The sequence below is a fragment of the Luteimonas abyssi genome, from assembly GCF_001482195.1.
GTDB lineage: Bacteria > Pseudomonadota > Gammaproteobacteria > Xanthomonadales > Xanthomonadaceae > Luteimonas > Luteimonas abyssi.
The window spans coordinates 3,818,417-3,842,241 of record NZ_KQ759763.1 but is presented as its reverse complement, the minus strand read 5'-3'; the positions used below and the strand labels follow the sequence as shown (position 1 = coordinate 3,842,241).

The 23,825-nt window shown below is 69.1% G+C and carries 25 protein-coding genes; 11 read left to right on the top strand and 14 right to left on the bottom strand.

The annotated features are described in order from the left end of the window. Nucleotides 1–114: 114 nt before the first annotated feature. Nucleotides 115–390: a ubiquinone biosynthesis accessory factor UbiK gene (gene ubiK / locus RG19_RS16485; RefSeq protein ID WP_058836222.1), complete on the top strand. Its 276-nt coding sequence runs from the start codon at nucleotides 115–117 to the stop codon at nucleotides 388–390. Between the two features lie 28 nt (nucleotides 391–418). After that, complete coding sequence (locus RG19_RS16480) at nucleotides 419–1,921, top strand: YifB family Mg chelatase-like AAA ATPase (protein WP_058836221.1); 1,503 nt, start codon at nucleotides 419–421, stop codon at nucleotides 1,919–1,921. A gap of 165 nt (nucleotides 1,922–2,086) precedes the next feature. On the opposite strand, the gene aceA is transcribed toward RG19_RS16480, so the two are convergent. Then, nucleotides 2,087–3,391, bottom strand: coding sequence for an isocitrate lyase (aceA, locus tag RG19_RS16475; RefSeq protein WP_058836220.1), 1,305 nt, complete (start codon nucleotides 3,389–3,391; stop codon nucleotides 2,087–2,089). Between the two features lie 41 nt (nucleotides 3,392–3,432). After that, entirely contained in the window at nucleotides 3,433–5,082 is a 1,650-nt protein-coding gene (gene aceB / locus RG19_RS16470; protein ID WP_058836219.1) for a malate synthase A, read from the bottom strand. 94 nt (nucleotides 5,083–5,176) lie between these two features. Here aceB and RG19_RS16465 point away from each other — a divergent pair, with 94 nt between their 5' ends. Next, complete coding sequence (locus tag RG19_RS16465) at nucleotides 5,177–6,157, top strand: LysR family transcriptional regulator (protein WP_058836218.1); 981 nt, start codon at nucleotides 5,177–5,179, stop codon at nucleotides 6,155–6,157. A gap of 13 nt (nucleotides 6,158–6,170) precedes the next feature. On the opposite strand, the gene RG19_RS16460 is transcribed toward RG19_RS16465, so the two are convergent. Both RG19_RS16460 and arfB read right to left on the bottom strand, forming a co-directional pair. Further along, nucleotides 6,171–6,788, bottom strand: a complete 618-nt coding sequence (locus RG19_RS16460; RefSeq protein WP_274377953.1) for a lysophospholipid acyltransferase family protein — start codon at nucleotides 6,786–6,788, stop codon at nucleotides 6,171–6,173. 1 nt (nucleotide 6,789) lies between these two features. Then, on the bottom strand, nucleotides 6,790–7,212 hold the full coding sequence (gene arfB / locus RG19_RS16455; protein ID WP_058836217.1) for an alternative ribosome rescue aminoacyl-tRNA hydrolase ArfB: 423 nt from the start codon (nucleotides 7,210–7,212) through the stop codon (nucleotides 6,790–6,792). A 146-nt stretch (nucleotides 7,213–7,358) separates the two neighbouring features. Between arfB and RG19_RS16450 the strand changes: the two genes are divergently transcribed. Together RG19_RS16450 and RG19_RS16445 are read left to right on the top strand one after the other, a co-directional pair. Continuing rightward, nucleotides 7,359–8,087 carry a YitT family protein gene (locus tag RG19_RS16450; protein WP_082672744.1) on the top strand — a complete coding sequence of 243 codons (729 nt, stop codon included), beginning with the start codon at nucleotides 7,359–7,361 and terminating at the stop codon, nucleotides 8,085–8,087. Nucleotides 8,088–8,211: 124 nt separating this feature from the next. Further along, a complete protein-coding gene (locus RG19_RS16445) occupies nucleotides 8,212–8,709 on the top strand; it encodes a DUF2059 domain-containing protein (RefSeq protein WP_058836216.1) in 498 nt (165 codons plus the stop codon). Between the two features lie 61 nt (nucleotides 8,710–8,770). Here the strand turns inward: RG19_RS16445 and RG19_RS16440 are convergent, their stop codons facing one another. The 6 genes from RG19_RS16440 to oleC form a co-directional block, all read right to left on the bottom strand. After that, entirely contained in the window at nucleotides 8,771–9,556 is a 786-nt protein-coding gene (locus RG19_RS16440) for a pseudouridine synthase (RefSeq protein ID WP_058836697.1), read from the bottom strand. Between the two features lie 68 nt (nucleotides 9,557–9,624). Then, a complete protein-coding gene (gene ubiB, locus RG19_RS16435) occupies nucleotides 9,625–11,304 on the bottom strand; it encodes a ubiquinone biosynthesis regulatory protein kinase UbiB (RefSeq protein ID WP_058836215.1) in 1,680 nt (559 codons plus the stop codon). Further along, nucleotides 11,301–11,957 (bottom strand): ubiquinone biosynthesis accessory factor UbiJ, encoded by a 657-nt coding sequence (locus RG19_RS16430; protein WP_058836214.1) that lies wholly within the window; start codon nucleotides 11,955–11,957, stop codon nucleotides 11,301–11,303. The genes ubiB and RG19_RS16430 overlap by 4 nt, the downstream gene beginning before the upstream one ends. 179 nt (nucleotides 11,958–12,136) lie before the next feature. Then, nucleotides 12,137–12,295: a DUF1328 domain-containing protein gene (locus tag RG19_RS17380; protein ID WP_082672743.1), complete on the bottom strand. Its 159-nt coding sequence runs from the start codon at nucleotides 12,293–12,295 to the stop codon at nucleotides 12,137–12,139. Nucleotides 12,296–12,355: 60 nt separating this feature from the next. Next, nucleotides 12,356–13,366: a 2-alkyl-3-oxoalkanoate reductase gene (gene oleD, locus RG19_RS16425; RefSeq protein WP_058836213.1), complete on the bottom strand. Its 1,011-nt coding sequence runs from the start codon at nucleotides 13,364–13,366 to the stop codon at nucleotides 12,356–12,358. Further along, nucleotides 13,363–15,057, bottom strand: a complete 1,695-nt coding sequence (gene oleC, locus RG19_RS16420) for an olefin beta-lactone synthetase (protein WP_274377952.1) — start codon at nucleotides 15,055–15,057, stop codon at nucleotides 13,363–13,365. Before oleC ends, oleD begins: the two co-directional genes overlap by 4 nt. A 143-nt stretch (nucleotides 15,058–15,200) precedes the next feature. Between oleC and RG19_RS16415 the strand changes: the two genes are divergently transcribed. Beyond that, entirely contained in the window at nucleotides 15,201–15,665 is a 465-nt protein-coding gene (locus tag RG19_RS16415; RefSeq protein ID WP_082672742.1) for a YkgJ family cysteine cluster protein, read from the top strand. A 76-nt stretch (nucleotides 15,666–15,741) separates the two neighbouring features. Here RG19_RS16415 and RG19_RS16410 read toward each other — a convergent pair whose 3' ends face one another. Then, complete coding sequence (locus RG19_RS16410; RefSeq protein ID WP_058836212.1) at nucleotides 15,742–16,632, bottom strand: alpha/beta fold hydrolase; 891 nt, start codon at nucleotides 16,630–16,632, stop codon at nucleotides 15,742–15,744. Nucleotides 16,633–16,661: 29 nt separating this feature from the next. Between RG19_RS16410 and RG19_RS17945 the strand changes: the two genes are divergently transcribed. Both RG19_RS17945 and RG19_RS16400 read left to right on the top strand, forming a co-directional pair. Further along, a complete protein-coding gene (locus RG19_RS17945; protein ID WP_162267097.1) occupies nucleotides 16,662–17,357 on the top strand; it encodes a biliverdin-producing heme oxygenase in 696 nt (231 codons plus the stop codon). Next, a complete protein-coding gene (locus RG19_RS16400; RefSeq protein WP_058836210.1) occupies nucleotides 17,354–19,087 on the top strand; it encodes a GAF domain-containing protein in 1,734 nt (577 codons plus the stop codon). The genes RG19_RS17945 and RG19_RS16400 overlap by 4 nt, the downstream gene beginning before the upstream one ends. A gap of 132 nt (nucleotides 19,088–19,219) precedes the next feature. On the opposite strand, the gene RG19_RS16395 is transcribed toward RG19_RS16400, so the two are convergent. Both RG19_RS16395 and RG19_RS16390 read right to left on the bottom strand, forming a co-directional pair. Further along, the gene (locus RG19_RS16395; RefSeq protein WP_058836209.1) at nucleotides 19,220–20,236 is read right to left on the bottom strand and encodes a 3-oxoacyl-ACP synthase III; all 1,017 of its coding nucleotides are present in this window, start codon (nucleotides 20,234–20,236) and stop codon (nucleotides 19,220–19,222) included. A 358-nt stretch (nucleotides 20,237–20,594) separates the two neighbouring features. Then, entirely contained in the window at nucleotides 20,595–20,930 is a 336-nt protein-coding gene (locus tag RG19_RS16390; protein ID WP_425599714.1) for a DUF4156 domain-containing protein, read from the bottom strand. Nucleotides 20,931–21,075: 145 nt separating this feature from the next. Here RG19_RS16390 and RG19_RS16385 point away from each other — a divergent pair, with 145 nt between their 5' ends. Both RG19_RS16385 and RG19_RS16380 read left to right on the top strand, forming a co-directional pair. Beyond that, nucleotides 21,076–21,783, top strand: a complete 708-nt coding sequence (locus tag RG19_RS16385; RefSeq protein ID WP_058836208.1) for an SDR family oxidoreductase — start codon at nucleotides 21,076–21,078, stop codon at nucleotides 21,781–21,783. Between the two features lie 37 nt (nucleotides 21,784–21,820). Further along, nucleotides 21,821–22,285: a tRNA (cytidine(34)-2'-O)-methyltransferase gene (locus RG19_RS16380; RefSeq protein WP_058836207.1), complete on the top strand. Its 465-nt coding sequence runs from the start codon at nucleotides 21,821–21,823 to the stop codon at nucleotides 22,283–22,285. An 83-nt stretch (nucleotides 22,286–22,368) separates the two neighbouring features. Here the strand turns inward: RG19_RS16380 and RG19_RS16375 are convergent, their stop codons facing one another. After that, nucleotides 22,369–22,689: a DUF6122 family protein gene (locus tag RG19_RS16375; RefSeq protein WP_058836206.1), complete on the bottom strand. Its 321-nt coding sequence runs from the start codon at nucleotides 22,687–22,689 to the stop codon at nucleotides 22,369–22,371. 425 nt (nucleotides 22,690–23,114) lie between these two features. On the opposite strand from RG19_RS16375, the gene RG19_RS16370 reads away from it, so the two are divergent. Beyond that, nucleotides 23,115–23,690, top strand: coding sequence for an OmpO family porin (locus tag RG19_RS16370; protein ID WP_202905385.1), 576 nt, complete (start codon nucleotides 23,115–23,117; stop codon nucleotides 23,688–23,690). Nucleotides 23,691–23,825: the final 135 nt, after the last annotated feature.

Here is a 23,825-nt window from a genome sequence, read left to right as displayed (position 1 = left end):
CCTCCCCCGAGCCGGCGTTCCGTCGGATTTTCCCTACAGCGAGCACCCGGTCGGGCCGATAGCACCCGTTGTTTCGCGGATGCAAGCTGAGCGCACCAGAAGCAGGAAGCCCCCATGATCGACCTCAACCATATCGACGATCTCGCCCGCCGCCTCAGCGGCCTCGTGCCGCCCTCGCTGCGCGAAAGCCGGGACGAAATGCAGGAGAACTTCCGCGCCGTGCTGCAGTCGGGTCTCGGCAAGCTCGATCTCGTCACCCGCGAGGAGTTCGACGTCCAGCGCGCCGTGTTGCTGCGCACGCGCGAGAAGCTCGACGCACTGGAGCAGGCCGTGCAGTGGCTCGAGGCGGAACTGGCACGCGGCGACGCACCGGACAACGCCACCCACTGACACACCCCACTGACAAGGACATCCCTTCATGGGACTCGCACTCGTGCATGGACGCGCGCGTGCAGGGGTCGCGGCACCACCGGTCCAGGTGGAAGTGCACCTCGGCGGCGGCCTTCCTTCCATGTCCATCGTCGGCCTCCCGGAGGCCGCGGTGCGCGAAGCCAAGGACCGCGTGCGCGCCGCCATCCAGTGCGCGCAGTTGGAATTCCCGGCCCGCCGCATCACCGTCAATCTCGCCCCGGCCGATCTGCCCAAGCATGGCGGCCGGTTCGATCTGCCCATCGCCTTGGGCATTCTCGCCGCCAGCGGCCAGATTCCCCTCGGCGCCTTGCGCGACTGCGAGTTCGTCGGCGAACTCGGTCTCACCGGCGAACTGCGCCCGATCGACGGCGCGCTCCCGGCCGCCCTGGCGGCCACCGCAGCGGGTCGCCGGCTGGTGATTCCGGCGGGCAACGCCGAAGAAGCCGCGCTGGTGCGCGACGCCGATCTCCATTCCGCACGCACCCTGCTCGAAGTCTGCGCGATGCTCCACGGGCGCAAGGCGCTCCCGCGCCCCGAGTTGCCCGTGATCACCGAGATCGCGGCGCCCGACATGCGCGACGTGCGCGGCCAGACGCGCGCACGGCGTGCCCTGGAGATCGCCGCGGCGGGTGGTCACCACCTGCTGTTGATCGGACCGCCCGGCTGCGGGAAGACCTTGCTGGCCTCGCGCCTGCCCGGCCTGCTGCCACCACCCGACGACGCCGAAGCCCTCGAGGCCGCCGCCGTCGCGTCGGTCAGCGGACGCGGTCTGGAGCCGGCCCGCTGGCGTCAGCGCCCCTTCCGCGCGCCGCACCATACCGCCAGCGCCGTCGCGCTGGTCGGCGGCGGCTCGGAGCCGCGTCCGGGCGAGATCTCACTCGCCCACCATGGCGTGCTCTTCCTCGACGAACTCCCCGAGTGGGGACGCCAGGCGCTCGAAGTGCTGCGCGAACCGCTGGAATCCGGGACAGTGACCATCTCCCGCTCGGCCCGCCAAGTCGAGTTCCCCGCACGGTTCCAGCTCGTCGCTGCCATGAATCCCTGCCCATGCGGCTGGGCCGGCGACCCGAGCGGACGCTGCCGCTGCCCTGCCGACACGGTCGCCCGGTACCGGAACCGCGTCTCGGGACCGCTGCTCGACCGCATCGACCTCCAGATCGACGTACCCCGGCTGTCGCCGGCCGAACTCCGCCCCGACGCGCCGCCCGGAGAAGACAGCGCCGCGGCGCGCGCGCGCGTCATCGAGGCCCGGAGCCGCCAGCACGCGCGCGCCGGTACCTGCAACGCACGGCTCGACCAGGCCACCACCGACGCCACCTGCCGTCTCGACCGGGACGATCAGGTCCTGCTCGAACGCGCCATCGAATCCCTGCAACTGTCCGCACGCGCCCTCCACCGCTGCCTGCGCGTCGCCCGCACCATCGCGGATCTGGAGGGCGAAACGCGGATCGGAACCGGTCACCTCACGGAAGCGCTGGGGTATCGAGGCTTTCAGGGCATCCGTGGCTGATCGTCCTGCCGACCCCGGCGCCGGTATCGCCAGCCCAACGCGTTGGGGACGCGTCGCCGGCGCTGACTCTCGCCGGCACGCATCGTAGCGTCCGGCGACGCGAGCCCATCGGTTCTCCGGACGCCGGCTCTCACGCTCCCCCAGGGTCCGGGTCGCCGGCGATGCTCAGGCCGCTCGCGTGAACTGCTCTTCCTCGGTCGACCCGGTCAACGCGGTGGTCGACGACTGCCCACGCTGGATGGCCTGGGTCACCGAATCGAAGTAGCCGGTGCCGACCTCGCGCTGGTGACGCACCGCAGTGAAGCCTTTGTCCGCTGCGGCGAACTCCGCCTCTTGCAGTTCCACGAACGCGCTCATCTGCCGGCGCGCGTAACCATGGGCGAGGTTGAACATGGAGTAGTTCAGCGCATGGAAGCCGGCCAGGGTGATGAACTGGAACCGGTAGCCGTAGGCGGCGATTTCCTTCTGGAACGTCGCGATGGTGGCGTCGTCCAGGTTCTTCTTCCAATTGAAGCTCGGCGAGCAGTTGTACGCCAGCAGCTTGCCGGGGAACTTGGCGTGGATCGCCTCGGCGAACTTGCGCGCGAACGCCAGGTCCGGCTTGCCGGTCTCGCACCAGATCAAATCGGCGTACGGCGCGTAGGCCAAGCCGCGGCTGATCGCCTGGTCGAGCCCGTTGCGGGTCTTGTAGAAGCCTTCGGGCGTGCGCTCGCCGGTGCAGAACGGCTTGTCGTTGTCGTCGATGTCCGAGGTCAACAGGTCGGCGGCTTCGGCGTCGGTCCGCGCGATCAGCAGCGTCGGTACGCCGCACACGTCGGCCGCCAGGCGCGCGGCGGCGAGCTTGTCCACCGCCTCGCGGGTGGGCACCAGCACCTTGCCGCCCATGTGGCCGCACTTTTTCACCGAGGCCAGCTGATCCTCGAAATGCACCCCGGCCGCACCGGCCTCGATCATGCCTTTCATCAACTCGAACGCGTTGAGCACGCCGCCGAAGCCGGCTTCGGCATCGGCCACGATCGGCTGCAGGAAATCGATCCGCTCGCCCGGCGTCCCGTCGCCTTCGGCGTGGTGCAGCTGGTCTGCGCGCAGCAACGTGTTGTTGATGCACTTGACCACCTGCGGGACCGAATTGGCGGGGTACAGCGACTGGTCGGGATACATTTCGCCGGCAAGATTGGCATCGGCCGCCACCTGCCAGCCCGACAGGTAGATCGCCTTCAGTCCGGCCTTGACCTGCTGCATGGCCTGATTGCCGGTCAGGGCGCCGAGCGCGTTGACGAACGGTTCGTTCTGCAGCGAGCGCCACAGCTTGTCGGCGCCGATGCGGGCCAGCGAATGCTCGACATGCACGGTACCGCGCAGGCGGGCGACGTCCTCGGCACTGTAAGTGCGTTCGATACCGCTCCAGCGGGGGTTGGTCGCCCAATCCCGGGCGATGGCGTCGGCGGTGGGCAACGGATGTGCACTCATTGTCGGTTCTCCGGAGGTGAGGGGAAGGAGGACGACGCGACTCAACCGTCGAGCCGCTCGTACGCGGGCAGGGTCAGGAAGTCGGCCAGGGTGTCGGCGCGGGTCAGGCGTTCGAGCATGCCGATGGCTTCGGGCACGCGGTCCAGTCCGAGAACCTGTTCGCGCTGCAGACGCGAGGGCAGGCTCAGCAACGCCGCGTCGAACAGCACGAAGTCGATCGGCGTGCCATCGTCCAGGCAGACCGGCGGCACACGCTGGCCGGATGGGGGGTCCGATCCGGGACCGGCCTGCGGGCGCGGATCGGTGTGATGCAGCCATTGCCACAACTGCGCACGTGCGATCTCGGCGGTGGCCGCATCCTCCATCATCCCGTGGATCGGCACGCAGCCATTGCCCGACAGCCATGCCGCGAGATAGCGCACGCAGACCTCGATGTTGCCTTCGAAGCCCTTGCGGGTGATCGAGCCGGGCGACGGCGCGATCAGCTCGTCGCCGCCGACCAACACGTCCTCGCGGCCGATGTGGTGCTGGTGCAGGGTCGGCATGCGCTCGTCGAAGATATCGCGCGCCAGCGGGATCAGCCCCGGATGCGCGACCCAGGTGCCGTCGTGGCCGGCGGTCACCTCGCGCAGCTTGTCGGCGCGCACCCGCGCCATAGCCGCGTCGTGGGCGACCGCGTCGTGGGCGACCGGGATCTGCGCGGCCATGCCGCCCATCGCGTGCGCACCGCGACGATGGCAGGTCTGGATCAGCAGGTCGGAGTAGGCCTTGAGGAACGGCTGGGTCATCGTCACCTGACCGCGCTCGGGCAGCACCTTGTCGCGGTGGCGGCGGAAGGTCTTGATGTACGAAAAAATGTAGTCCCAGCGTCCGCAGTTCAGTCCGGCTATCCGCGTGCGCAGGGCGTGCAGGATTTCGTCCATCTCGAACACGGCCGGCAGGGTTTCGATCAGCACGGTGACCTTGATCTGCCCGGCCGGCAGATCGAGGCTTCGCTCGATCTGCGCCAACACCTCCTCCCAGAGCTGCGCCTCTTCCATCGACTGCAGCTTGGGCAGGTAGAAGTAGGGGCCGCGGTCCTTCGACATGAGCGCCGCCGCGTTGTGAAAGGCGAACACGGCCGCATCGAACAGCGCGCCGGACAGACGCTCGCCGTCCACGTGGACGTGCTTCTCGTCGAGGTGCCAGCCGCGCGGCCGCACGATCAGCACCGCCTGCTCTTCGAACGGGCGCAGCGCGTATCGCTTGCCCTCGGGGCTGACGAACGTCAGCGTGCCGGCGACCGCGTCGCGCAGGGCCCGCTGGCCGGCGAGCAGGTTGGCCCAGGTGGGCGCGGTCGAATCCTCGAAATCGGCCATGTAGCAGTTCGCGCCGGCGTTCAAGGCGTTGATGACCATCTTCGGATCCACCGGTCCGGTGATCTCGACGCGGCGGTCCTGCAGCGCCGCGGGCAGCGGCGCGACCTGCCAGGACGCCTCGCGGATGGAACGCGTGTCGTCGCGGAACCCGGGCACGGCGCCCGCATCGAACCGTGCCTGACGGGCCTGCCGCTCGATCAGCAGACGCTGGCGGCGCGACTCGAAGCGACGGTGAAGATCGCCGAGCAGGGCGATGGCCTCGGGCGGGAGGATGTCGTCCGCATCGGACGGGTGGTCCACGACATCGGCGAGGGGCTGGAGGACGGCGGACATGCGGTGACTCCGGGGTGGGCTGGTTTTCACCATCCGCCGGAGTACAGTATTTGACAAACCAGTTTTATCAATCCTACTTATAAGATGGACTGATATGACGAAGAAAAGTCCGCGAAAACAAACGTCTACACCCCGCTTCGCCTACAAGGGAGACCGCCTGAAGCCGCTTCGCGCGTTTTGTCAGGTGGCGCGCCTCGGCTCCGTTTCACGGGCAGCGGAGACGCTTTTCGTCAGCCAGCCCGCCGTGACCCTGCAGCTGCAGGCGTTGGAAAGGGAGCTCGGTGTCCGCCTGCTCGAACGCAGCGGTCGCCGTCTGGTGCCCACTCGCGAGGGCGAGGCGCTGTACGCGTTGGCCCGGCCGCTTGTCGAGCAGTTCGACGGATTGAACACCACCTTCCAGGACCAGCTGCGCGGGCTGGATGCGGGCGAACTGCAGATCGCCGCAGGCACCGCCACCATCCTGCACCTGCTGCCGCCGATCATCGTCGCCTACCGCGAAACCCAGCCCGATGTCCGGCTGAGCCTGCACAACGTCACCGGCGAAGGCGGGCTCGACCTGCTGCGCCAGGACGCGGTGGATCTCGCGGTCGGCTCGATGCTCGACGTGCCGGCCGACCTCGATTACGCCCCGGTCTATCACTTCGACCCGATGCTGATCACCCCACCCGGCCACCCGCTGGCGGCCAAGGCCGATCTCGGTCTGGACGACCTGTCGCCGTACGGGCTCATCCTGCCGCCGCGGCGGCTGACCACCTATCGGCTGGTCGACATGGTCTTCCACCAGCATCGGGTGCCGTACACGGTCGCGCTGGAAGTCGGCGGCTGGGAGGTGATCAAGCGCTATGTGGCCATGGGCATGGGCGTCAGCATCGTCACCGCCATGTGTCTGGACGACAGCGACCGCGAACGGCTGGCCGCGCGCTCGCTCGCACGCTGGTTCCCGCGCCGCAGCTACGGGGTAGTGGTGCGCAAGGGGAAATATCTGTCGCCGCAGGCGCGCGCGTTCGTGGAGCTGATCAAGCCGGACCTGTTCGCCCGCCGCGATTACTACGACAGTGGGCACTCGACGCGCTGAGACGATACGGCACTCACAGCGTCCCGCGGTTCTTGCCCATCCACGGCCGGTACCAGGCCCGGATCTCGGCCATGTCGGCGGCCATGTCGTCGCCGAGATGAAACAGCGGGCCGACGCCGATGATCCGGTCGGGATAGTGGAAGTACACCGGCAGCACCGGCACGTCCGCGGCCTTGGCGATCTTCCAGAAGCCGGTCTTCCAATGCTCGACGCGGCTGCGGGTGCCTTCCGGCGCCAGCCCGTACCAGAAACGCTCGTGGCCGCGGATGAGCTGCGCGGCCTGTTTGATCACGCCGCTGGCGGCCGCCCGGTCGACCGGGATCACGCCCAGCTGCCGCAGCATCCAGCCGAGCACCGGCACCCGGAACAACGAGTCCTTGCCGAGGATGCGGACATCCAGCCCCAGCCCCGCCTTGGCACCGAACGCCCACAGGCCGTCCCAGTTCGACGAGTGCGGCGCGCCGATCATCACCAGCCGCGGGATGTCCGGGAATTCGCCCACCATCCGCCAGCCGCCCGCACGCAGGATCGTACGACCGCCCCAGCGCGTGAACCGGTTGAATTTCACCCGGGGGGCGTTGGGCGGCAATGGAATCAGGACATCGTCCTGGCGTTGGGGGGTCGGATCCAAATCAATCGCTCCAGTCGGTTCGGCCGCGGCCACGACCGCGTTTGAGATCGCTGCGGACCCGCTTGCCGTCGAGCCGACGTTGCTTCGACGCACGGGTGGGACGCGTGGCGACACGGGGTGCGGCCACGTGCAGACCCGCATCCACGAACGCCTGCAGCCGCGCGCGCGCATCTTCGCGGTTGCGCTCCTGGGTGCGGAAGCGCTGCGCGCTGATCACCAGCACGCCCTCCGCGGTCACCCGGCGATCGCGCCGGGCGAGCAGGCGCACGCGCAGGGCCTCGTCCAGCGAGGGCGAGCCGGCGATGTCGAAGCGCAACTCGACCGCGGTCGCGACCTTGTTGACGTTCTGTCCGCCCGGGCCGCTGGCACGCACGAAGCGCTCGACGAGCTCGCTCTCCGGAATCCGGATTTCGCGCGTACTCATGCGCGCGCACACCCGGGCGGGACGTACGCGCACTGCAGGCGCCACGCGATGCGAGGTCGGTATTGGCAATTCATGCAAGACATCAGACCGGGGATTGTCGCGGCTGCGACCCGCTGCGATCATGTTGCACCGCAGCACATTTCCCCATGAAGACCTCCGATTCTTCCATTTCCTCGTTGCCGCCCGACGGTGACGACCACGACCCGGCGCACAGCCCGCCGCTGACCTCCGGCCCGCTGACGCCGCCGCCGGACTCCGCCGGCACCGCCGCACAGGCGGCCCTCGGCCGGCATACGCCCGTGGAAGACGTGCAGGGTTTGCTGCTGGCCACGCTCACCGCATCGCTGGGGCTGGCCGTCTTCGCGCAGGGCGGACTGGTCATCGGCGGGATGGCCGGCGTGGCGCTGATGCTGCATCACGCCCTGGGCTGGGCGTTCGGTCTGTTGTTCGTGCTGGTCAACCTGCCGTTCTACTGGCTGTCGGTACGGCGCATGGGCTGGGAGTTCACCCTCAAGACCTTTGCCGCGGTGGCCGCGGTCGGGTTTCTCGCCGACCGGCTGCCCGAGTGGGCCGGCTATGCGCACATGACCCCGCTCTACTCGGCCATCGTGGGCGGCGCGCTGACCGGTCTCGGGATCCTGTTCTTCATCCGCCATCGCGCCAGCCTCGGCGGCCTGGGGATCCTGGCGGTCTACCTGCAACGCACGCGGGGCTGGAGCGCCGGCCGGATCCAGATGGCGTTCGATACCTCGCTGATGGCGGTGGCGCTGTTGCTGTTCGAGCCGCGCCAGGTGCTGTATTCGGCCATCGGCGCCCTGGTTCTGAGCCTGGTACTGATGTTCAACCATCGTCCCGGCCGCTACATGGGCGTCTGACGCACCAGGCCCGGAGGTCGGCCGCGGACGACACCGCGCCCGATCCGGATGGCCCGGGCCGCGGATTTGACGCGCCGGGCCGCGGCCCGGACCATCCATTTCCGTTTTTCGACAAGGACGCGCCATGTCTTCGATGTTCCGCTGCTTCGCCCTGCTCGCCGCCCTGGTCCTGGCCCCGGTCGCCGCCAACGCCCAGGACGGCACGCCCGCCCAGGCCGACCGCCTGATGGAGGTGATGCGCGCCCGGGAAACGGTCGACGCGATCCTGCCGCAGATCCAGATGTCCCAGCAGCAGATGCTGGCGCAGCTCACCGCCGGCCAGGAGATCGAGGACGCCGAACGCGCGCGTTTGACCGAGGTCCTGCAGACCAGCAACGCGCGCATCGTCGAGGCCTTGTCGTGGGAGCGCCTGGCGCCGATCTATCGCGACATCTACCTCAAGACATTCACCGCCGAGGACATGGACGCGATGATCGGCTTCTATTCCAGCGAGGCCGGCCAGAAGCTGCTCGACCGCCTGCCGCAGCTGATGCAGCACACCATGGAAGCGGTACAGACGCTGGTCATGCCGATGCTGCAGCAGATGGAACAGGACATCCGCGAGACCACCGCCGCGGAGTGATCCGACCCATCCAGGCACCGCATGGGTTCGCCCTGCCCGTCCTGGTCGGGGCGCCCCGCGGCTAGCGCTCGGAGCGCTCCTCCGGGCGCGAGACGCCCTCGGCAAGCGGACCGGCGTGCGGTTCGAACAACGCCAGCGCGCGCGCGAATTCGCCGCTGGCCGCGGCCTCCACCCGCAACATGCGCCCGTCCACCGGGTGGCGGAACGAGAGCGCCGAGGCGTGCAGCAGCATCCGGTGGATGCCGAGCATCCGGAAATTTCGGTTGTGGCGGCCGTCGCCGTGGCTGGTGTCGCCGATGAGGTGATGCGACAGGTGCTTGAGGTGCCTGCGGATCTGCCGGAAGCGGCCGGTGAGCGGCCGGGCGCGCAGCAGCGCGTAGCGCGCGGTGGGGAACTGGCCGGTGGGCATCGGCAGCTCCAGGGTGGCCAGGCGCTCGAATTCGGTCACGGCAGGTTTCTTCTGCGGCTTTCCCGGCCCGCCGTCGAGCGCATGGTCGACAGTGAATCCGGCGTCGGCCGGCCAGCCGCGACACACGGCCAGATACGCCTTGTCGACCTCGCGCGACATCAACTGTTCGCCCAGCAGACCCGCGGTGGCGCGGTCGAATGCGACCAGGATGCACCCGCTGGTGGCGCGATCGAGCCGGTGGGCCAGGAAGATCTGGCGGCCGAGTTGCGCGCGCAGCCGGTCGACCAGGAACGTCGGCTCCGCGCCGGTCAGCTTGCTGCTGTGCACGGTCAGCCCGGCGGGCTTGTCGACGACCGCCAGGACGTCATCCTGGTAGAGCACGGGCACCGGCGCCTGAGGCCCCTCGAGCGCATCATGCCTGGCGGACGGGGCTGCGATGGCCTCGCCCCCGGCGCATGTGCGCACGTCCGGTCCGGATGTCTCCGGCAGTTTGGCGTCGGGGGGGCTCAACGGGGCTTTCGCGGCCAGGCCGCGAACAGCGCCCACACCCCGCCCAGCCCGGCCACCCAGGTCGCCAGCGGCACGTCGGCCAGGCGCGGGCCGCCGGCTTCGAGCGCATACAGCACCGAAGCGGCGATCAGCAGGCCGACGCCGACGATCGCCCCCACCACACGCCGCTGCAGGCCGTGCACGCTGGCGGTCAACGCCGCCAGATCGGTCGAACGCATCTGCAGCTCGTGCCGGCCCTCGACCTGCTGCCGCAACCAGGCGTGCAGCAGCACCGGCATCTCGGGTGCGTGGGTGACCAGCTCCGGCAGGCGGCGACGGAATTCGCCGGCCAACCGGCGCGGGCTGTAGCGCTCGAGCAGGATCTTCTGCAGCACCGGGCGCGCGACCGCCCAGATGTCGATCTTCGGATCCAGCAGGCGACCCAGGCCCTCGATCGACAGCAGCGTCTTCTGCAGCAGGATCAGTTGCGGCTGCAGGGTCAGTTCGTAGCGCTGCGCAGTGCGGAACAGCTTGCCCAGCACCTCCGCCAGCGAGATCTCCGACAACGGCCGGGTGAAGTACGGCTCGCAGACCGCACGGGTGGCCGCTTCCAGTTCGTCGATGCGCACATGCGCCGGCATCCAGCCGGCCTGCACGTGCAGTTCGGCGATGCGCCGGTAGTCGCGATTGAAGATCGCCATGAAATTCTCGGCGAGGTAGTACTGGTCCTCGCGCGAGAGCTGGCCGACGATGCCGAAATCCAGGGCGATGAAGCGCGGATCGCGCACGCGCGCGGGGTCCGGATCGACCCAGATGTTGCCGGCATGCGCATCGGCGTGGAAGAAATTGTCGCGGAACACCTGGGTGTAGAACACCCGCACCCCCTTGGCCGCCAGCGCGCGCCGGTCGATGCCGGCGGCGTCGAGGGCGGCGATGTCGTCGCTGGGAATGCCGTGCACGCGCTCCAGGGTCAGGACCCGATCCGCGGTGTGGCTCCACACGACATCGGGTACGTAGAGATCGTCGGAGCCGATCCAGTGCCGGCGCAGCACCGAGGCGTTGGCGCCCTCGCGCAGCAGGTCGAGTTCCGCGGCGAGGGTGTTCTCGATCTCGGCCACGACCTCGCGCGGGCGGATCTTGTCGGCATTCGGGTGGGTGCGATCGACCAGGGCGGCGATCCGGCGCAGCAACGCGATGTCGCTCGCGATCCGGCCCTCGACGCCCGGGCGCAACACTTTCACCACCACCTCGCGGCCGGGCACGCCGGCCTCGCCGTGCAAGGTGGCGGCGTGGACCTGGGCGACCGAGGCCGAGGCCAGCGGCGCGATGTCGAACCGGGCGAAGGCGACGCCGATGTCGAGGCCCAGCGCGCGCTCGACCAGGCCGCACGCGACCTGTCCGTCGAACGGGGCCACGCGGTCCTGCAGCAGGGCCAGCTGCTCGGCGATGTCGGGCGGCACCAGATCGCGCCGGGTGGACAGGATCTGCCCGAACTTCACGAAGATCGGCCCGAGTTCCTGCAACGCCAGCCGCAGCCGCTCGCCCGGCGGCATCGCCGCGACCTCGCGCGAGGCACGCGGCACGAACGGGCGCGCCAGACGCAGCCAACGTTCGGCCGGGGTTCCGGTCAGCAGGTCGTCCAGTCGGTAGCGCAACAGGACCCGGGCGATGCGCAGCGCACGACGCAGCGCGGTCATGCGGCCGTCTCCCCGCCGCCGCGCGACCGCCGCAGGCGGGTCACCCGCGCCTGCAGGCGTTCCACACCGTCGCGCAGACCGTCGACGTCGTCGAAAAAGGCATCGAGCTCGTGACGCCCCACGACGTCGCGCGACTCTTCGGTCAGGTACTCCGCGGTGCTCTCGGCCAGGGTCCGTCCCACCACCCGCGCCCGGGACAGGCCAGTGGCCACCGCCTGCGCGATCTGCACGCCCAGCACGTCGCCGAACACCTGCGCGAACGGCAGTTGCCAGTCCGGGTCGAAACCGCGTGCGAGCGACTGCAGTCGTCGGGCCAGGTCCGCATCCCCTTCCAGGCGCACCCGGCCGGTCGCGGTCGCGCCGTCGCGTTGCAGGAACGGCAACTGGGCGAGGAACCCCCCGAGGCTGCCCCGCACGGCCAGATCGGCCGGCGCATCGTCGACCAGCGGACCGACCCGTAGCCGCTGACCGTCGACATCCAGCCGCAGTGCCAGCGCGGGCGCGTCCAGCCGGATGTCCACATGGCGCCCGTCGAGCGCACGCAGCGCGTCGCGGGTATCGGGATCGAGCGCGAGCATGCGCTCGAGCGCAAGCTCCAGAGCGCGACCGGCAAGCGGTTTCCACGCGAAGGGGAGAGAAGAAGGTCCGGCCATGGCGGCATTGTAGCGGCGGGGCGGACGGAGGCTGATGGCGGCGTAGGACGCGATGGAGCGGAGACGTCCACACCCGGCGCCGGAACGACGAAGCCCGCCGGCGGCGACGCACGGCGGGCTTCGTGTTGCGACGCTTGCGCCGTCAGATCCGGGGGATCATCGGGCGCTACGTGCAGTCGTCAGACCCTTCGACCGCGGATCATCGAGATCACGGCGAGGACCAGGAACACGACGAACAGGATCCAGGCGATGTTGGTGGCGGCGCCGGCGATGCCACTGAAACCGAGCAGCGCAGCGATGATGGCGATGACGAAGAAGATGACGGCGTAACTGAGCATCGGAGCGTCTCCATGACGGCCGGGAGTGGCGTGGCGCTCATCCTGCGCAGGTTCAGGTCGTCATCGGGTGAGGGCCGCACGGGCATCCCAGCTGGCCTTCAGCCGGGTGAGTCCTTCGTGAATGGGGACCCGGGGCACGTAGCCGAAATCCCGGTTCGCGGGCGCCATGTCGTACCAGTGTGTGGTCGCCAGTTGCTCGGCGAGGAACCGCGTCATCGGCGGCTCGTCCCGGCGCCGCAGCAACGGCCACAGCACCTCGCAGACCGCACCCGCGGCATAGGCCACCCGGAACGGGATCGTCTTGTCCACCCGCGGCGCGCCGGCCGCGTCCAGGAGCGCGTTGACGATGTCGCGCACCGCCATCGGCTCGCCGTTGCTGATGAAGTAGGCGCGCCCGGCGCAGGCAGCACCGGGTGCGAGATGGGCGAAGGCATCCAGGTGCGCCTGGGCGGCGTTGTCGATGTAGGTCGTGTCGATCCGGTTGAGGCCGTCGCCGACGAAGCGCAGGCGCCCGGCATGGGCCCGCTCCACCAGGCGCGGCAGCAACTGGTTGTCGCCCGGACCCCAGATCAGTCGCGGACGGAGCGCGACGGTGGCGAGGTCACCGGCATTGGCCGCCAGCACCATCTCCTCGGCCTCGCGCTTGGTGGCCGCATAGGGCGCCTTGAGATGCTCGCCATACGGCACGGTGTCGGCCGTGCCGCCCTCCACCGGATGCGTGGCCCGGTGGGTCACGCTCGGGGTGGAGGTGTAGACCAGTCGGCCGATCCCGTGCATCCGGCAGGCCTCGATGACGTTGCGCGTCCCGACCACATTGGCCTCGTGGTAGCTCTCGTAGCTGCCCCAGGCGCCGGCCTTGGCGGCGTTGTGGAACACCGCCTCGGTCCCGCGCGCCGCATCGCGCACCGCCGCGAAATCGGCCAGGTCGCCCCGCGCCTGCTGGACCCCGATTGCATCGAGCTGCGGATACAGCCCGCGGTTGAAACTCACGACCTCGTGGCCCTGCGCCACCAGGCCGCGGCACAGCGCCTGGCCCAGAAACCCACCGCCCCCGGTCACCAGAACCCTCATGCCGCACCCTCCAGACGCGCACGCCGCGCCAGACGTTCGTTGGCCCAGGATGCGAGTGCCTCCCGACCGATCTTGGCGTTGTGGCGGATGTCCACCGGAAAGCCCGGATGGAACAGGAACACCGCGATCCCGGCGGTGTGCGGGTGGCGCGCGCCGATCTCGCGCAGTGCCGCGGCGACCTGATTGCGCAGGGCCGCATCGGCACGTCCGCGCAGCTCCACGCACAGCACCGGCAGCTGCCGCGGGGCTTCGCCGGCCCCGACCAGGGCGGTGCGCGCGACCTGCGGATGGGTGTTGAAGACCGGCTCGACCTGCTCGGTGTACAACGGGCCGTCGGCGGTCTCGACCCGGTGCGACTTGCGGCCGCAGAACCACAGCCGGCCGTCGCCGTCGAACCAACCCAGATCGCCCATCCGGTGCACGGTGCGCACACGGCCGTCCGGCAGGGTCTCGGCGATCTTCGCCAACCGGGTCTGCGCCTCGCGGTTGTAATAGGTGTCCGTGACCGTCGGGCCGGCCACGGTGATCTCGCCGATCTCGCCCGCAGCCAGCACCTCGGCCTGTGCCCATTCCGGGATCGCATCGTCGCGGATGCGGATGATGCGGATTTCATTGGGAGCGACTGCACGACCGACGCAGGTGCCTTCGCCCGCCTCGGTCCGCGCGCGCAGCGCGACCAGCTCGCGGCCTTCGATCACCGCCACGGGCAGACATTCGGTGGCGCCGTACGGCGTCCAGAACGATGCGTCGTCGGGCAGCAGCTCGCGCATGCGTGCGACCACATCGCCGGGCACCGGCGCGCCGGCCGAGGTCACCCGACGCACGCCCGGCAACGGCTTGCCGTACTCGGCCAGTACCCGCATCAACGCGGGCGAGCCGAACAGCTGGTCGACGCCGAACCGCTCGATCGCCCGATGCAGCTTCAACGGGTCGGCCGAGGCCGGACGGGTCGGATCCATGTCGGGGATGATCGAGGTCAGGCCCAGCGCCGGATCGAACAACGCGAACGGCGGGAACGTCGGCAGGTCCACGCCGCCGGGCACGATGCCGAACGCCTCGCGCATCATGTCGATCTGCGCGACGAAGTGGCGGTGCCGGTAGACCACACCCTTGGGCACGCCGGTGGAGCCGCTCGTGAACAGGATGCCGGCGACATCGTCCGGCCCGGTGTCGGCCAGTTGCGGGCCGGCACCCGCACCTGCGCGTTCGACGTCGACCAACGTGGCATCGGCGAGCAAACGCCGGCGGCCGGTGGTGATCCGGACCGTCGCCGAGCGCGCCCAACCCAGCACCACGCGCGCCACGTGCGCCAGCGGGATGCCGACGAAGGCCTCCGCCTCGGCTTCGTCCAGGCACTGCCGCAGCGCGCGCCTGTCGATCCCGGGATCCACCAGCACCGGCACCGCACCCGCCTTGAACAGCGCGAACATCAACAGGAAGAATTCCGGCGTCGGTCGCACCATCACCACCGTACGGGTGCCGCGGACGATCCCGCGCAGCGCCAGCCCGGCGGCAATTGCATCGCTGCGCGCGTCGAGTTCGCCGTAGGTCAGGCCGACGCCGTAGGCACCGTCCTTGCCGGGGCAGCGCATGGCCACGCGATCGGCATGCACGGCGGCGAGCCGGGGCAGGACGGCGGCGATGTTGATGGGAGACGGTGCTGGCGCGGCAGACGGTTCGGGAGACATCATCGCCACAGGATACCGTGCCGCCTCCGGCAGGCCCGATCCCCTCATCCCCTCATCCCCTCATCCCCTCATCCCGTCTTGCGGGCCGCACGGGCCGCGCGCAGAATGCCGCACCTCCCCGGACCTCCCCTACGACGCGGTCGCACATGTCCCACCCGTGCCTGAGCTGCGGCGCTTGCTGCGCCACCTACCGCGTCGGCTTCCACTGGTCGGAGGCCGCGCCCGAACTGGGCGGCCAAGTGCCTGCCGAGCTGACCGAAACGCTCGACGCCCATCGCCTGGTGATGCGCGGCACCTGGGCCGCGGCGCCACGCTGCATCGCGTTGGATGCCGAGATCGGCGTGCGCGCGCGCTGCTCGATCCATCCACAGCGACCCAGCGTCTGCCGCGAGGTGCCCGCCTCGCTGGAAGACGGCACCGGTCCGCGCAGCGGGCAATGCGATCGCGCCCGCCTCCGCCACGGCTTCCCCGTCCTCACCGAAGCCGACTGGCAGGATTACCTACGCGCGCAGACGGACATGGCGGTACCGAACGGTGTCGCGATCGCGTCGGTCCCGCCAGCGGCCGACGACCGTCCGCCCGGCATGGCGGGCACCGCCCCCCACGCCTGAGCCCGGGCCCATCGGATCGGAATCCCGGGGCCGGCCCGCGTGATGCCAGCCCCCGTGTGGACCGCTGTTGCAGCCCTCACTCCAGCGGATGAGCATCCAGGAATGCACGGATGCGCGGCACCAGGATCTCGTGCCGGTCCTCCAACACGTAATGCCCGGCATCCTCGAACGCGTCCACCTCCGCCTGCGGCAGCGCCTGCCGGAAGCCGCGCAGGAAATGATGGTCGAACACGAAGTCCTTCAGACCCCAGCCGATGAAGGCCGGTCGGTCGGCATATCCCGGCAGCGCCTGCCCGGCGGCTTCGAGCAGCGACCATGCGGCATCGCCCGGCCCCAGCGGAATGTCCTGCATGAAGCGCACCGTGGCGATGCGATTCGCCCACGAATCGTAAGGCGCGACATAGGCGCGCCGTACATCGGCCGGCATGCGACGCGTCACACCGATCCAGGACGCGCCGGACGAGAACGCGTTGAACCGGCGAATCACCAGTTCGCCGAGTTTCCAGTCGCGGCCGAACGCGATCTGCCAGGGCATCGGCTTTTCCGCGGGCAGCGGAAACGCCGCGGTGTTGAGCACCACCAGGCGGCGAACCCGCGCGGGATTCCGCAATGCCCAGCCGAAACCGATCATGCCGCCCCAGTCGTGTACGGCCAGGGTCACCGGACCGTGGATGCCGAGACGGTCGAGCACGGTCTCGAGATCGTCCGTCCGCGATTGCAACGTGTACGCATACCGCGCGTCGCCCGGCTTGTCGGACAACCCCATGCCGATGTGGTCCGGCACGATGCAGCGATAGCGGTCGCGCAGACCCAGCACCAGGTGGCGCCAGTAGTAACTCCAGGACGGATTGCCGTGCAGCATGACGACGACCTCGCCATCGCGCGGGCCTTCGTCGAGCACATGCTGGAAGACGCCGGGGCGGACGTCGATCCGCTGCCCGGTAAAGGGATAGTCAGGAAGGTGCACGAGGCGTGCCGGGCGGCGTAGTCAGAACATTGCCGGCAATTGTAAACGGCGCGGCGACGATGCCGGAAAATGGCGCCATTGAGGCCGTCTATCGCGGTTTGTCGCATTCAGCACAGGTCATCAAGATGAACGTGCAAACCGCCCGCGCCCTGTATGCTCGACCCATGTCACAAGCTCTTCACCAACACGAAGACACCTCGCGCACCGCGTTGCGGTCCGCGACCTCGGAAGCGCATGCGCGTCTCGACGCGCTGATGCAGGGCGGGCTGCAGGATGCTGCTACGTATCGCGCGTATCTGCAAGCGATGCATCGGTTCCTCGGCGACGCGGAAGTGGTTCTGGATGAGCTTCCGCGGCGCTCCCTGTGGGTCGCGCGCGATCTCGCCACGCTCGGCGTGCCGGCCCTGCCGCCGCGCGGCGTGCTGCGTCGCGCCGGCCTGCCCGAAGAACGACTGGGCTGGGAGTACGTCATCGTCGGCAGCAGTCTGGGTGCGCGTCTGCTGCAACGCGATGCGCGCAAGCTCGGCTTCGATGCCGACAACGGCGCGCGCTTCCTTGCCGCGCACACCGATGGCGATGCATGGGCGAATCTGCTCAAGCGGTTGTCGGCGATCGAACCGACACAGAACCGTCGCATCACCCTGCTCGTGCGCGGCGCGCGCGATGCGTTCGCTTCGGCGGAAGCCAGCTTCCGCCGCGCGCTCCAATTGGATGCCATTCCATGAGCCATTCCCCCGAACTCGATCGCGCCCTGCAAGCCTGCGCCAACGAGCCGATCCACCTGTCCGGCGCGATCCAGCCGCACGGGTACATGATCAGCTGCGCCCTGCCCGATTGGACCATCCGGCACGTGTCGGCCAATATCGAGGAACTCACCGGCGCCAGCGTCGAGGAGATGCTGCGGCACTCGTTGCGCGAATTCTTCACCCAGGACCTCATCGGGCCCATCGCCGAGACGATCGGTTTCAGCGAGCTGGGCGCACCGCCCCAACGCGCGGCCGTCGGCAACATCGGCCCGATGGCGCAGCTGTGCGACATCGGTGTGCACGTCGCCGACGGGCTGGTCCACCTGGAGATCGAAGTCCAGCCGCGTAGCGCGTCCAGCGAGCGCTCGCCGACGGTGGTCGCCCAGTCGATGATCGCGCGCCTGGCCGGCAACGAGGAAGCCGATGACTTCAACCAGCAGGTCGCCGAACAGGTCCGCCTGCTGACCGGCTACGACCGGGTCATGGTCTACCGCTTCCGCCACGACGATGCCGGCGAGGTGATCGCCGAATCGCGCGACTCGGAGATGCCGTCGTATCTCGGTCTGCGTTATCCCGGCTCGGACATTCCCTCGCAGGCGCGCGCGCTGTACATGCGCAATCGTGTGCGGGTGATTCCCGATGTGTCGTACGTGCCCGTTCCGGTCGTGCCCGATCGCCGTGCGGACGGCCAACCGTTGGATCTCAGCCAGCATGCCCTGCGCAGCGTGTCGCCGGTGCACATGGAGTACATGCGCAACATGGGCGTGGCCGCCTCCGCCTCGATTTCGGTGATCTCCGGCGGCCGCCTGTGGGGCCTGATCGCCTGCCATCACCGCACACCGCGACAGCTGTCGCCCGGCGTGCGCGCGGCCGCCGATCTGTTCGGCCTGTTCGTTTCGATGCGCATCGCCGCGCGCGAACAGCAGAGTGCGCTGTCGCACGAAGAGGATGCGCGCAGCGTCCGCGACACCCTCGCCGTCAGGCTGGATGCGGCCAGCGACCCGCGACTGGCGCTCACCAGCGAGCTCGAACTGGTCCGCAAGGCGATCGGCTGCGACGGTGTGGCGCTGGTGCAGAACCGACATTGGCACACTGCCGGTCGCACTCCGGGCCCGGACGCCATGCCCATGCTCGCCGGCTGGATCGACCAGCGCAGCGGGCCGGGGCTGCTGAGCACGCACCGCGCCGAAGACTGGCTGGGTGAGGCCAACGGCGATGGACTCGCTGGCGTGCTCGCACTGCCGCTCGATCCCGGTGCCGACGAATGGCTGTATTTCTTCCGCTGCGAGGAAGTCGAGGAGATCCGCTGGGCCGGCCGTCCCGACGAGCCGATGCAGCTCGATGCGTCGGGCAAACGTCTGGGACCGCGCGCCTCGTTCGCGGCCTGGCATGAGACCGTGCGCGGCCGCAGCGTGCCGTGGAGCGATGCCGACTACCGCATCGCCGATCGCCTCTCGATGCTGCTGCGCGAGCGCTATCGCCGCAGCCACATGCGGGCCGAGATCGGCGACCTCCGGGCGCGTCGTACGCGCATGGAAGTGCGCGACCAACGCCAGCGACTGCTGCAGCTGTCGGAACTGCTCGAGGGTCTGGTGCACGTGGGGCCCGACGAGGCCGCGCGCCTGGCCGAGCGTATCTCCACGCTCGAGACCGAACTGCAGTCGCTGATCGGTGCCGGTGAGGAGCCGGTAGGCGCGGCCAACGACTGAAGGATCGGTCGCGAGGCCTGCCTACCGATCCCTACGGCCGGCATCGAAAAGCAAAAGGCCGGCGAATCGCCGGCCTTTTTCTTCGCCCGTCGACAGGAACGCCGATCGGCCGCAGCATGGCGACGCGGTCGGTTACCAGACCACCTCGGCCATCGAGCAGTTCAGGCCCGAGCCGATGCCCAGCAGCGCGACGCGGCTGCCCTTCTTCAGGCGCCCGCCCTCGCGCAGCTTCGACAGCACGATCGGCACCGAGGCCGGGCCGATGTTGCCGTGCTCGCCGAAGATGGTCATGACCTTCTTCGGATCGATGTTGAACGCCTTGATGAAGGCGGCGGTGTGCGCCTTGCTGACCTGATGGATGACGAACTCGTCCATCTCCTCCACCGCCCAGCCGAGCTTGGCGCGCGCCGCGACGAACGTCTTCTGCGCCAGCTTGATGCCTTCGATCAGGAGCATGCGGGTGTCGGTGACCATGCGGTCGAGGTTGCCGCGGCACAGGGTGTTCCACTCGGTCGCCGCCCGGGTGACGCCACCGCGGTAACGCGGCGCGCCCGGCGCCAGTTCGGCGCGTGCCAGCACCATCGCCGCCGCGCCGCAGCCCAGGGTCAGGGTGGCCAGTTCGTTGCGGAAATCCTCTTCGGTGGCGTCCGGGCTGGACAGACGCTCGATGGTCTTCTCGTAGGCGAGGTTGGCGGTCTCGCCGTCGACGACCAGGGCGTAGTCGATCTCGCCGCGCTCGATCATCCGGCTGGCCACGTCCATGCCGTTGAGGAAGGCCAGGCAGGCGTTGGCGAGGTCGAAGTTCTGGCAGGTGTCGGACAGGCCGAGATTGCCGCTGACGATGCTGGCCGTGGACGGCTCCAGGTAATCGCGGCTGACCGACGTGTTGACCAGCAGGCCGACCTTGTCGGGATCGATACCGGCGTCGGCCAGTGCCTTGACCGCGGCCAGGGTGGCGGCGTCGGAGGCCTGCACGTCGTCGTCCCACAGCCGGCGCTCGTAGATGCCGGCGATATCCTTGAGCACGTCGGTGCGGATGTTGAGACGATCCAGCGTGGGCTTCAGGCGCGCGTTGATCTCATCGGAAGACAGCCGCCGCGGGGCGTCGATATGGGCCAGGCCGGCGATGGCGACATGTTCGAAGAGCATGGGCGGAGGCCCCAACGTTAAAAAAAGGTGACATAGGGTACCGGCTTCCGGCCACTCGCGCATTGGCGCGCGGTCAGCGGGCTGAACGGCGCACGATGGCGTGGCGCTGCGGGCACGCGGCGGCATTCTGCGGCTCGGAGAGGCGAGCCCTGCCATTCCTTCTCCATGCGGCAAGAACGAGCGCGCGGCTCGTCCGCCGGAGCGTGTCAGGCGCTCAGTCCGTACTGCTGACGACCCGAATCGATGCCAGGACCCGTCAGTGGAACGGCTTCATCCCCGGAGGGCGTGGGCTTCGCCTTCCAGGACGTGGTCATGCGGGATCCCGTACATGGATCGGTGGGCACCACCGGCCGGGATGTCAGCCGCCGCAGCGCCACGCACCGAAGCGCTGACTGCCCCGCGCCGGCGGCTCGAGCGGGAACACGGTATCGGCCCCGATGCCGGGGGCCTCGTTGCGTGCGAGGGTTTCCAGCTCCTCGCGCACACGGAGCTGGTTGCGATCGATGAACGCGATGCTGTGCTTCACCGAGACCTCCACCTCGCCGCGCTTCTCGCAGCCCGTGGGTTCGGAGGCGGCCACGCGCACGCTGCTGGCGCCCGGCGCCATGTGCACCCAGGTGCAGCCGCCCGCGCCGAGCATCAACAGGGCCGCAACCGCGACGGCAGCGGGGCGAACGCGGATGGATTGCTTCATCGGGACGGACTCCGGTGGCAGGCGGCCGAAAGCGGCCGTCGGGCAGGATACTCCCCGAACGCACGAGCGGCGATCCGCGCGGCCCGCATGCACGTTCAGACCGCGGTCACGCGGTGATGGCGGCGATATCCCCAGACTGCCGGCCATGACGACATCCCGCCACGTCCTGATCACCGGCGCCAACCGCGGCCTGGGCCTCGAGTTCGCCCGCCAGCTGCTCGCCCGCGGCGATCACGTCGTCGCCACGGCGCGGCAGCCGGGCAAGGCCGGCGCACTCAATGCACTGGCCGGCGAACACCCGGGTCGCCTGCATGTCCTGCCACTGGAGGTGACCGATGCACGTGCGCGCGACGAGCTGCTCCGCGAATTGCCGCTGGCCGTCGGCGACGCGCGGCTGGATCTGCTGATCAACAACGCCGGCGTGCTGCACGCCGGCGAACGATTCGGCCATCTCGAGGCCGAGACCCTGGAGCACAGCTTCCGCACCAATGCCGTGGCGCCGGTGTTGCTCACCCAGGCGCTGGCACCGCACCTGGCCGACGGTGCGCGCGTGGTGAACCTGTCGTCCCGCCTCGGCGCGATCGGGCTCACGACCCGCTTCGGCACGCCGAGCTACGCGATCAGCAAGGCTGCATTGAACATGGCCACCGTCCAGCTCGCCCAGGCGCTGGCGCCCCGCGGCATCGTGGCGGTCGCGGTCAGTCCGGGCTGGGTGCGTACCGACATGGGCGGGGAACACGCCGAACTCACGCCGGACGACGCGGTGTCCGGCCTGCTCGAACGGATCGACCGGCTGGCGCTCGCCGACACCGGCAGCTTCTTCGACCAACGGGGTGCGCCGATTCCTTGGTGAACGGGCACACTGTGCCGACCCTGCGGCCGGCCTTCCGATGTTCGACGTTCTGCTTTACCAGCCCGAAATCCCGCCCAACACCGGAAACGTGATCCGCCTGTGCGCCAACACCGGCGCACGCCTGCACCTGATCCGTCCGCTGGGCTTCGACATCGACGATCGTCGTCTGCGCCGTGCAGGACTCGACTACCACGAGTATGCGGCGCTTCAGGTGCACGACTCGCTGTCGGCCGCGCTCACGAAGATCGAGCCCTCCAGGCTTTTCGCGCTGTCCACGCGCAACAGCCAGCGACACGACCGCGTCGCGTTCGCCGAGGGCGATGCGTTCCTGTTCGGCTCGGAAACATGCGGTCTACCCGACGACGTACTCGCGCGTGTGCCGGCTGACCAACGCCTGCGGCTGCCCATGCGGCCCGGCAACCGCAGCTTGAATCTGTCCAACGCGGTGGCGGTGGTGGTCTTCGAGGCGTGGCGTCAGCTCGATTTCGAAGGCGGAAGCTGAGGAAAGCAGCGATACCTGTGAAACAGCGACGCATCCGCAATGGTCGCGATGCGCACACAGGCACCCGGCCACGACGCGGCGCGTTACATCAGCACGCAATCGATGGCGTCCAACACGATGTGGATGAGCAGTCCGACGCCGAGCCAGCGGGTGCGCCGCGGCACGGTCAGCGCGCCGTAGGCCGCGATCGCGGGCCAGGTGTGCAGCGGATGGAAGCCGATGCTGCAGCGCCCGGGTGCATAGATCGGATCGGCCAGCAGGTGATCGATATCGATCAACCAGCCGGCCAGCATCCAGGCCGCGGCGCGCTTCCAGTACGCCGGCCAGAACAGCCGGGCGACTGCGACCGGCACGGCGATGTGCAGGAGGATATGCAGGATGGGGCGCAGCTCGAATTCGAACATCGGATCGTAGCGGGAGCCAGGGCGCCTGGTCGTCACGCACCGGGTGCGGGCCGGCAAGCGTAATCGATCGAGCCGCTCGGGCCGCCATGCATTCCGGAGAGCGGGTGCGTCCACCGGGTCTGCCACGCATCACGCCGACACGCGGTGTGGAACGGCTGCATGTCCATGCGTACGCCGAAGATCCCGATGTCTCTTAGCGTCGGATGCGGTGGCATGGGCGATGTCGCCGCCCGCGCCGACAGGGCCGCTTTCGTAAAGTTCCTGTACCTGTCGGTTCAAGATTCAGTTCGTGTTGTCGCGCAGTCAGCAGAATGACGATCACCGGCCCGGGTGGTCCGTGTGCCGCTCAGCCACTGAACCGCACTCCCTCCCCTCCGATCACCCGGGCCGGTCCTACAACAAGAGAGAAATCCCGAATGACCCGCATCACCGCTTCCCTGCTCGCCCTCGGCCTGACCGCCGCCCTGCCGTTCGCGGCCTCGGCGCAGTCGGTCTCGTCGCTGTCCTACAACTACGTCGAAGGCGGCTATGCGGCGACCGACTCCGATCTGGACGCCGATGGCTTCGGCGTGAACGCGTCGATCGCGTTCCATCCGAATTTCCACGTTTTCGGCGGCTACCAGAATCAGGAGATCGACGACAGCAGGGTCGATTTCGACCAATGGCGCGTGGGCGTGGGCTACAACCACGGCATCTCCCCGAACGCCGATCTGGTGACCCGCATCGCCTACGAGAAGTTCGACGCCGGCCGGGATTTCTTCGGTAACCGCATCGACGCCGACGGCTACAGCGTCGAGGTCGGCCTGCGTGGCGCCCTGCTGCCCAACCTCGAAGGCTATGCGATGGCCGGCTACGAGGATTACGGCAGCGACTACGACGACGACTTCTACGGCCGCCTCGGCGCGCAGTGGCGCTTCACCCCGAACTGGGGCATCTCCGGCGACGTGAAGTTCTCCGGCGGCGACCGTCAGTGGTTCGTCGGCCCGCGCTTCACCTGGTGATTCGTACCCAGTAATCCATTAGAGCGTCGCCGCGGGCTCCCCACCCGCGGTCGGCGTCGCCCACCGAGTTCTCTCTCTCCCCCGGATGTGCGACGCCCTGGACCCGGCCGGTCAAACGGCCGGGTTCATTTTTTC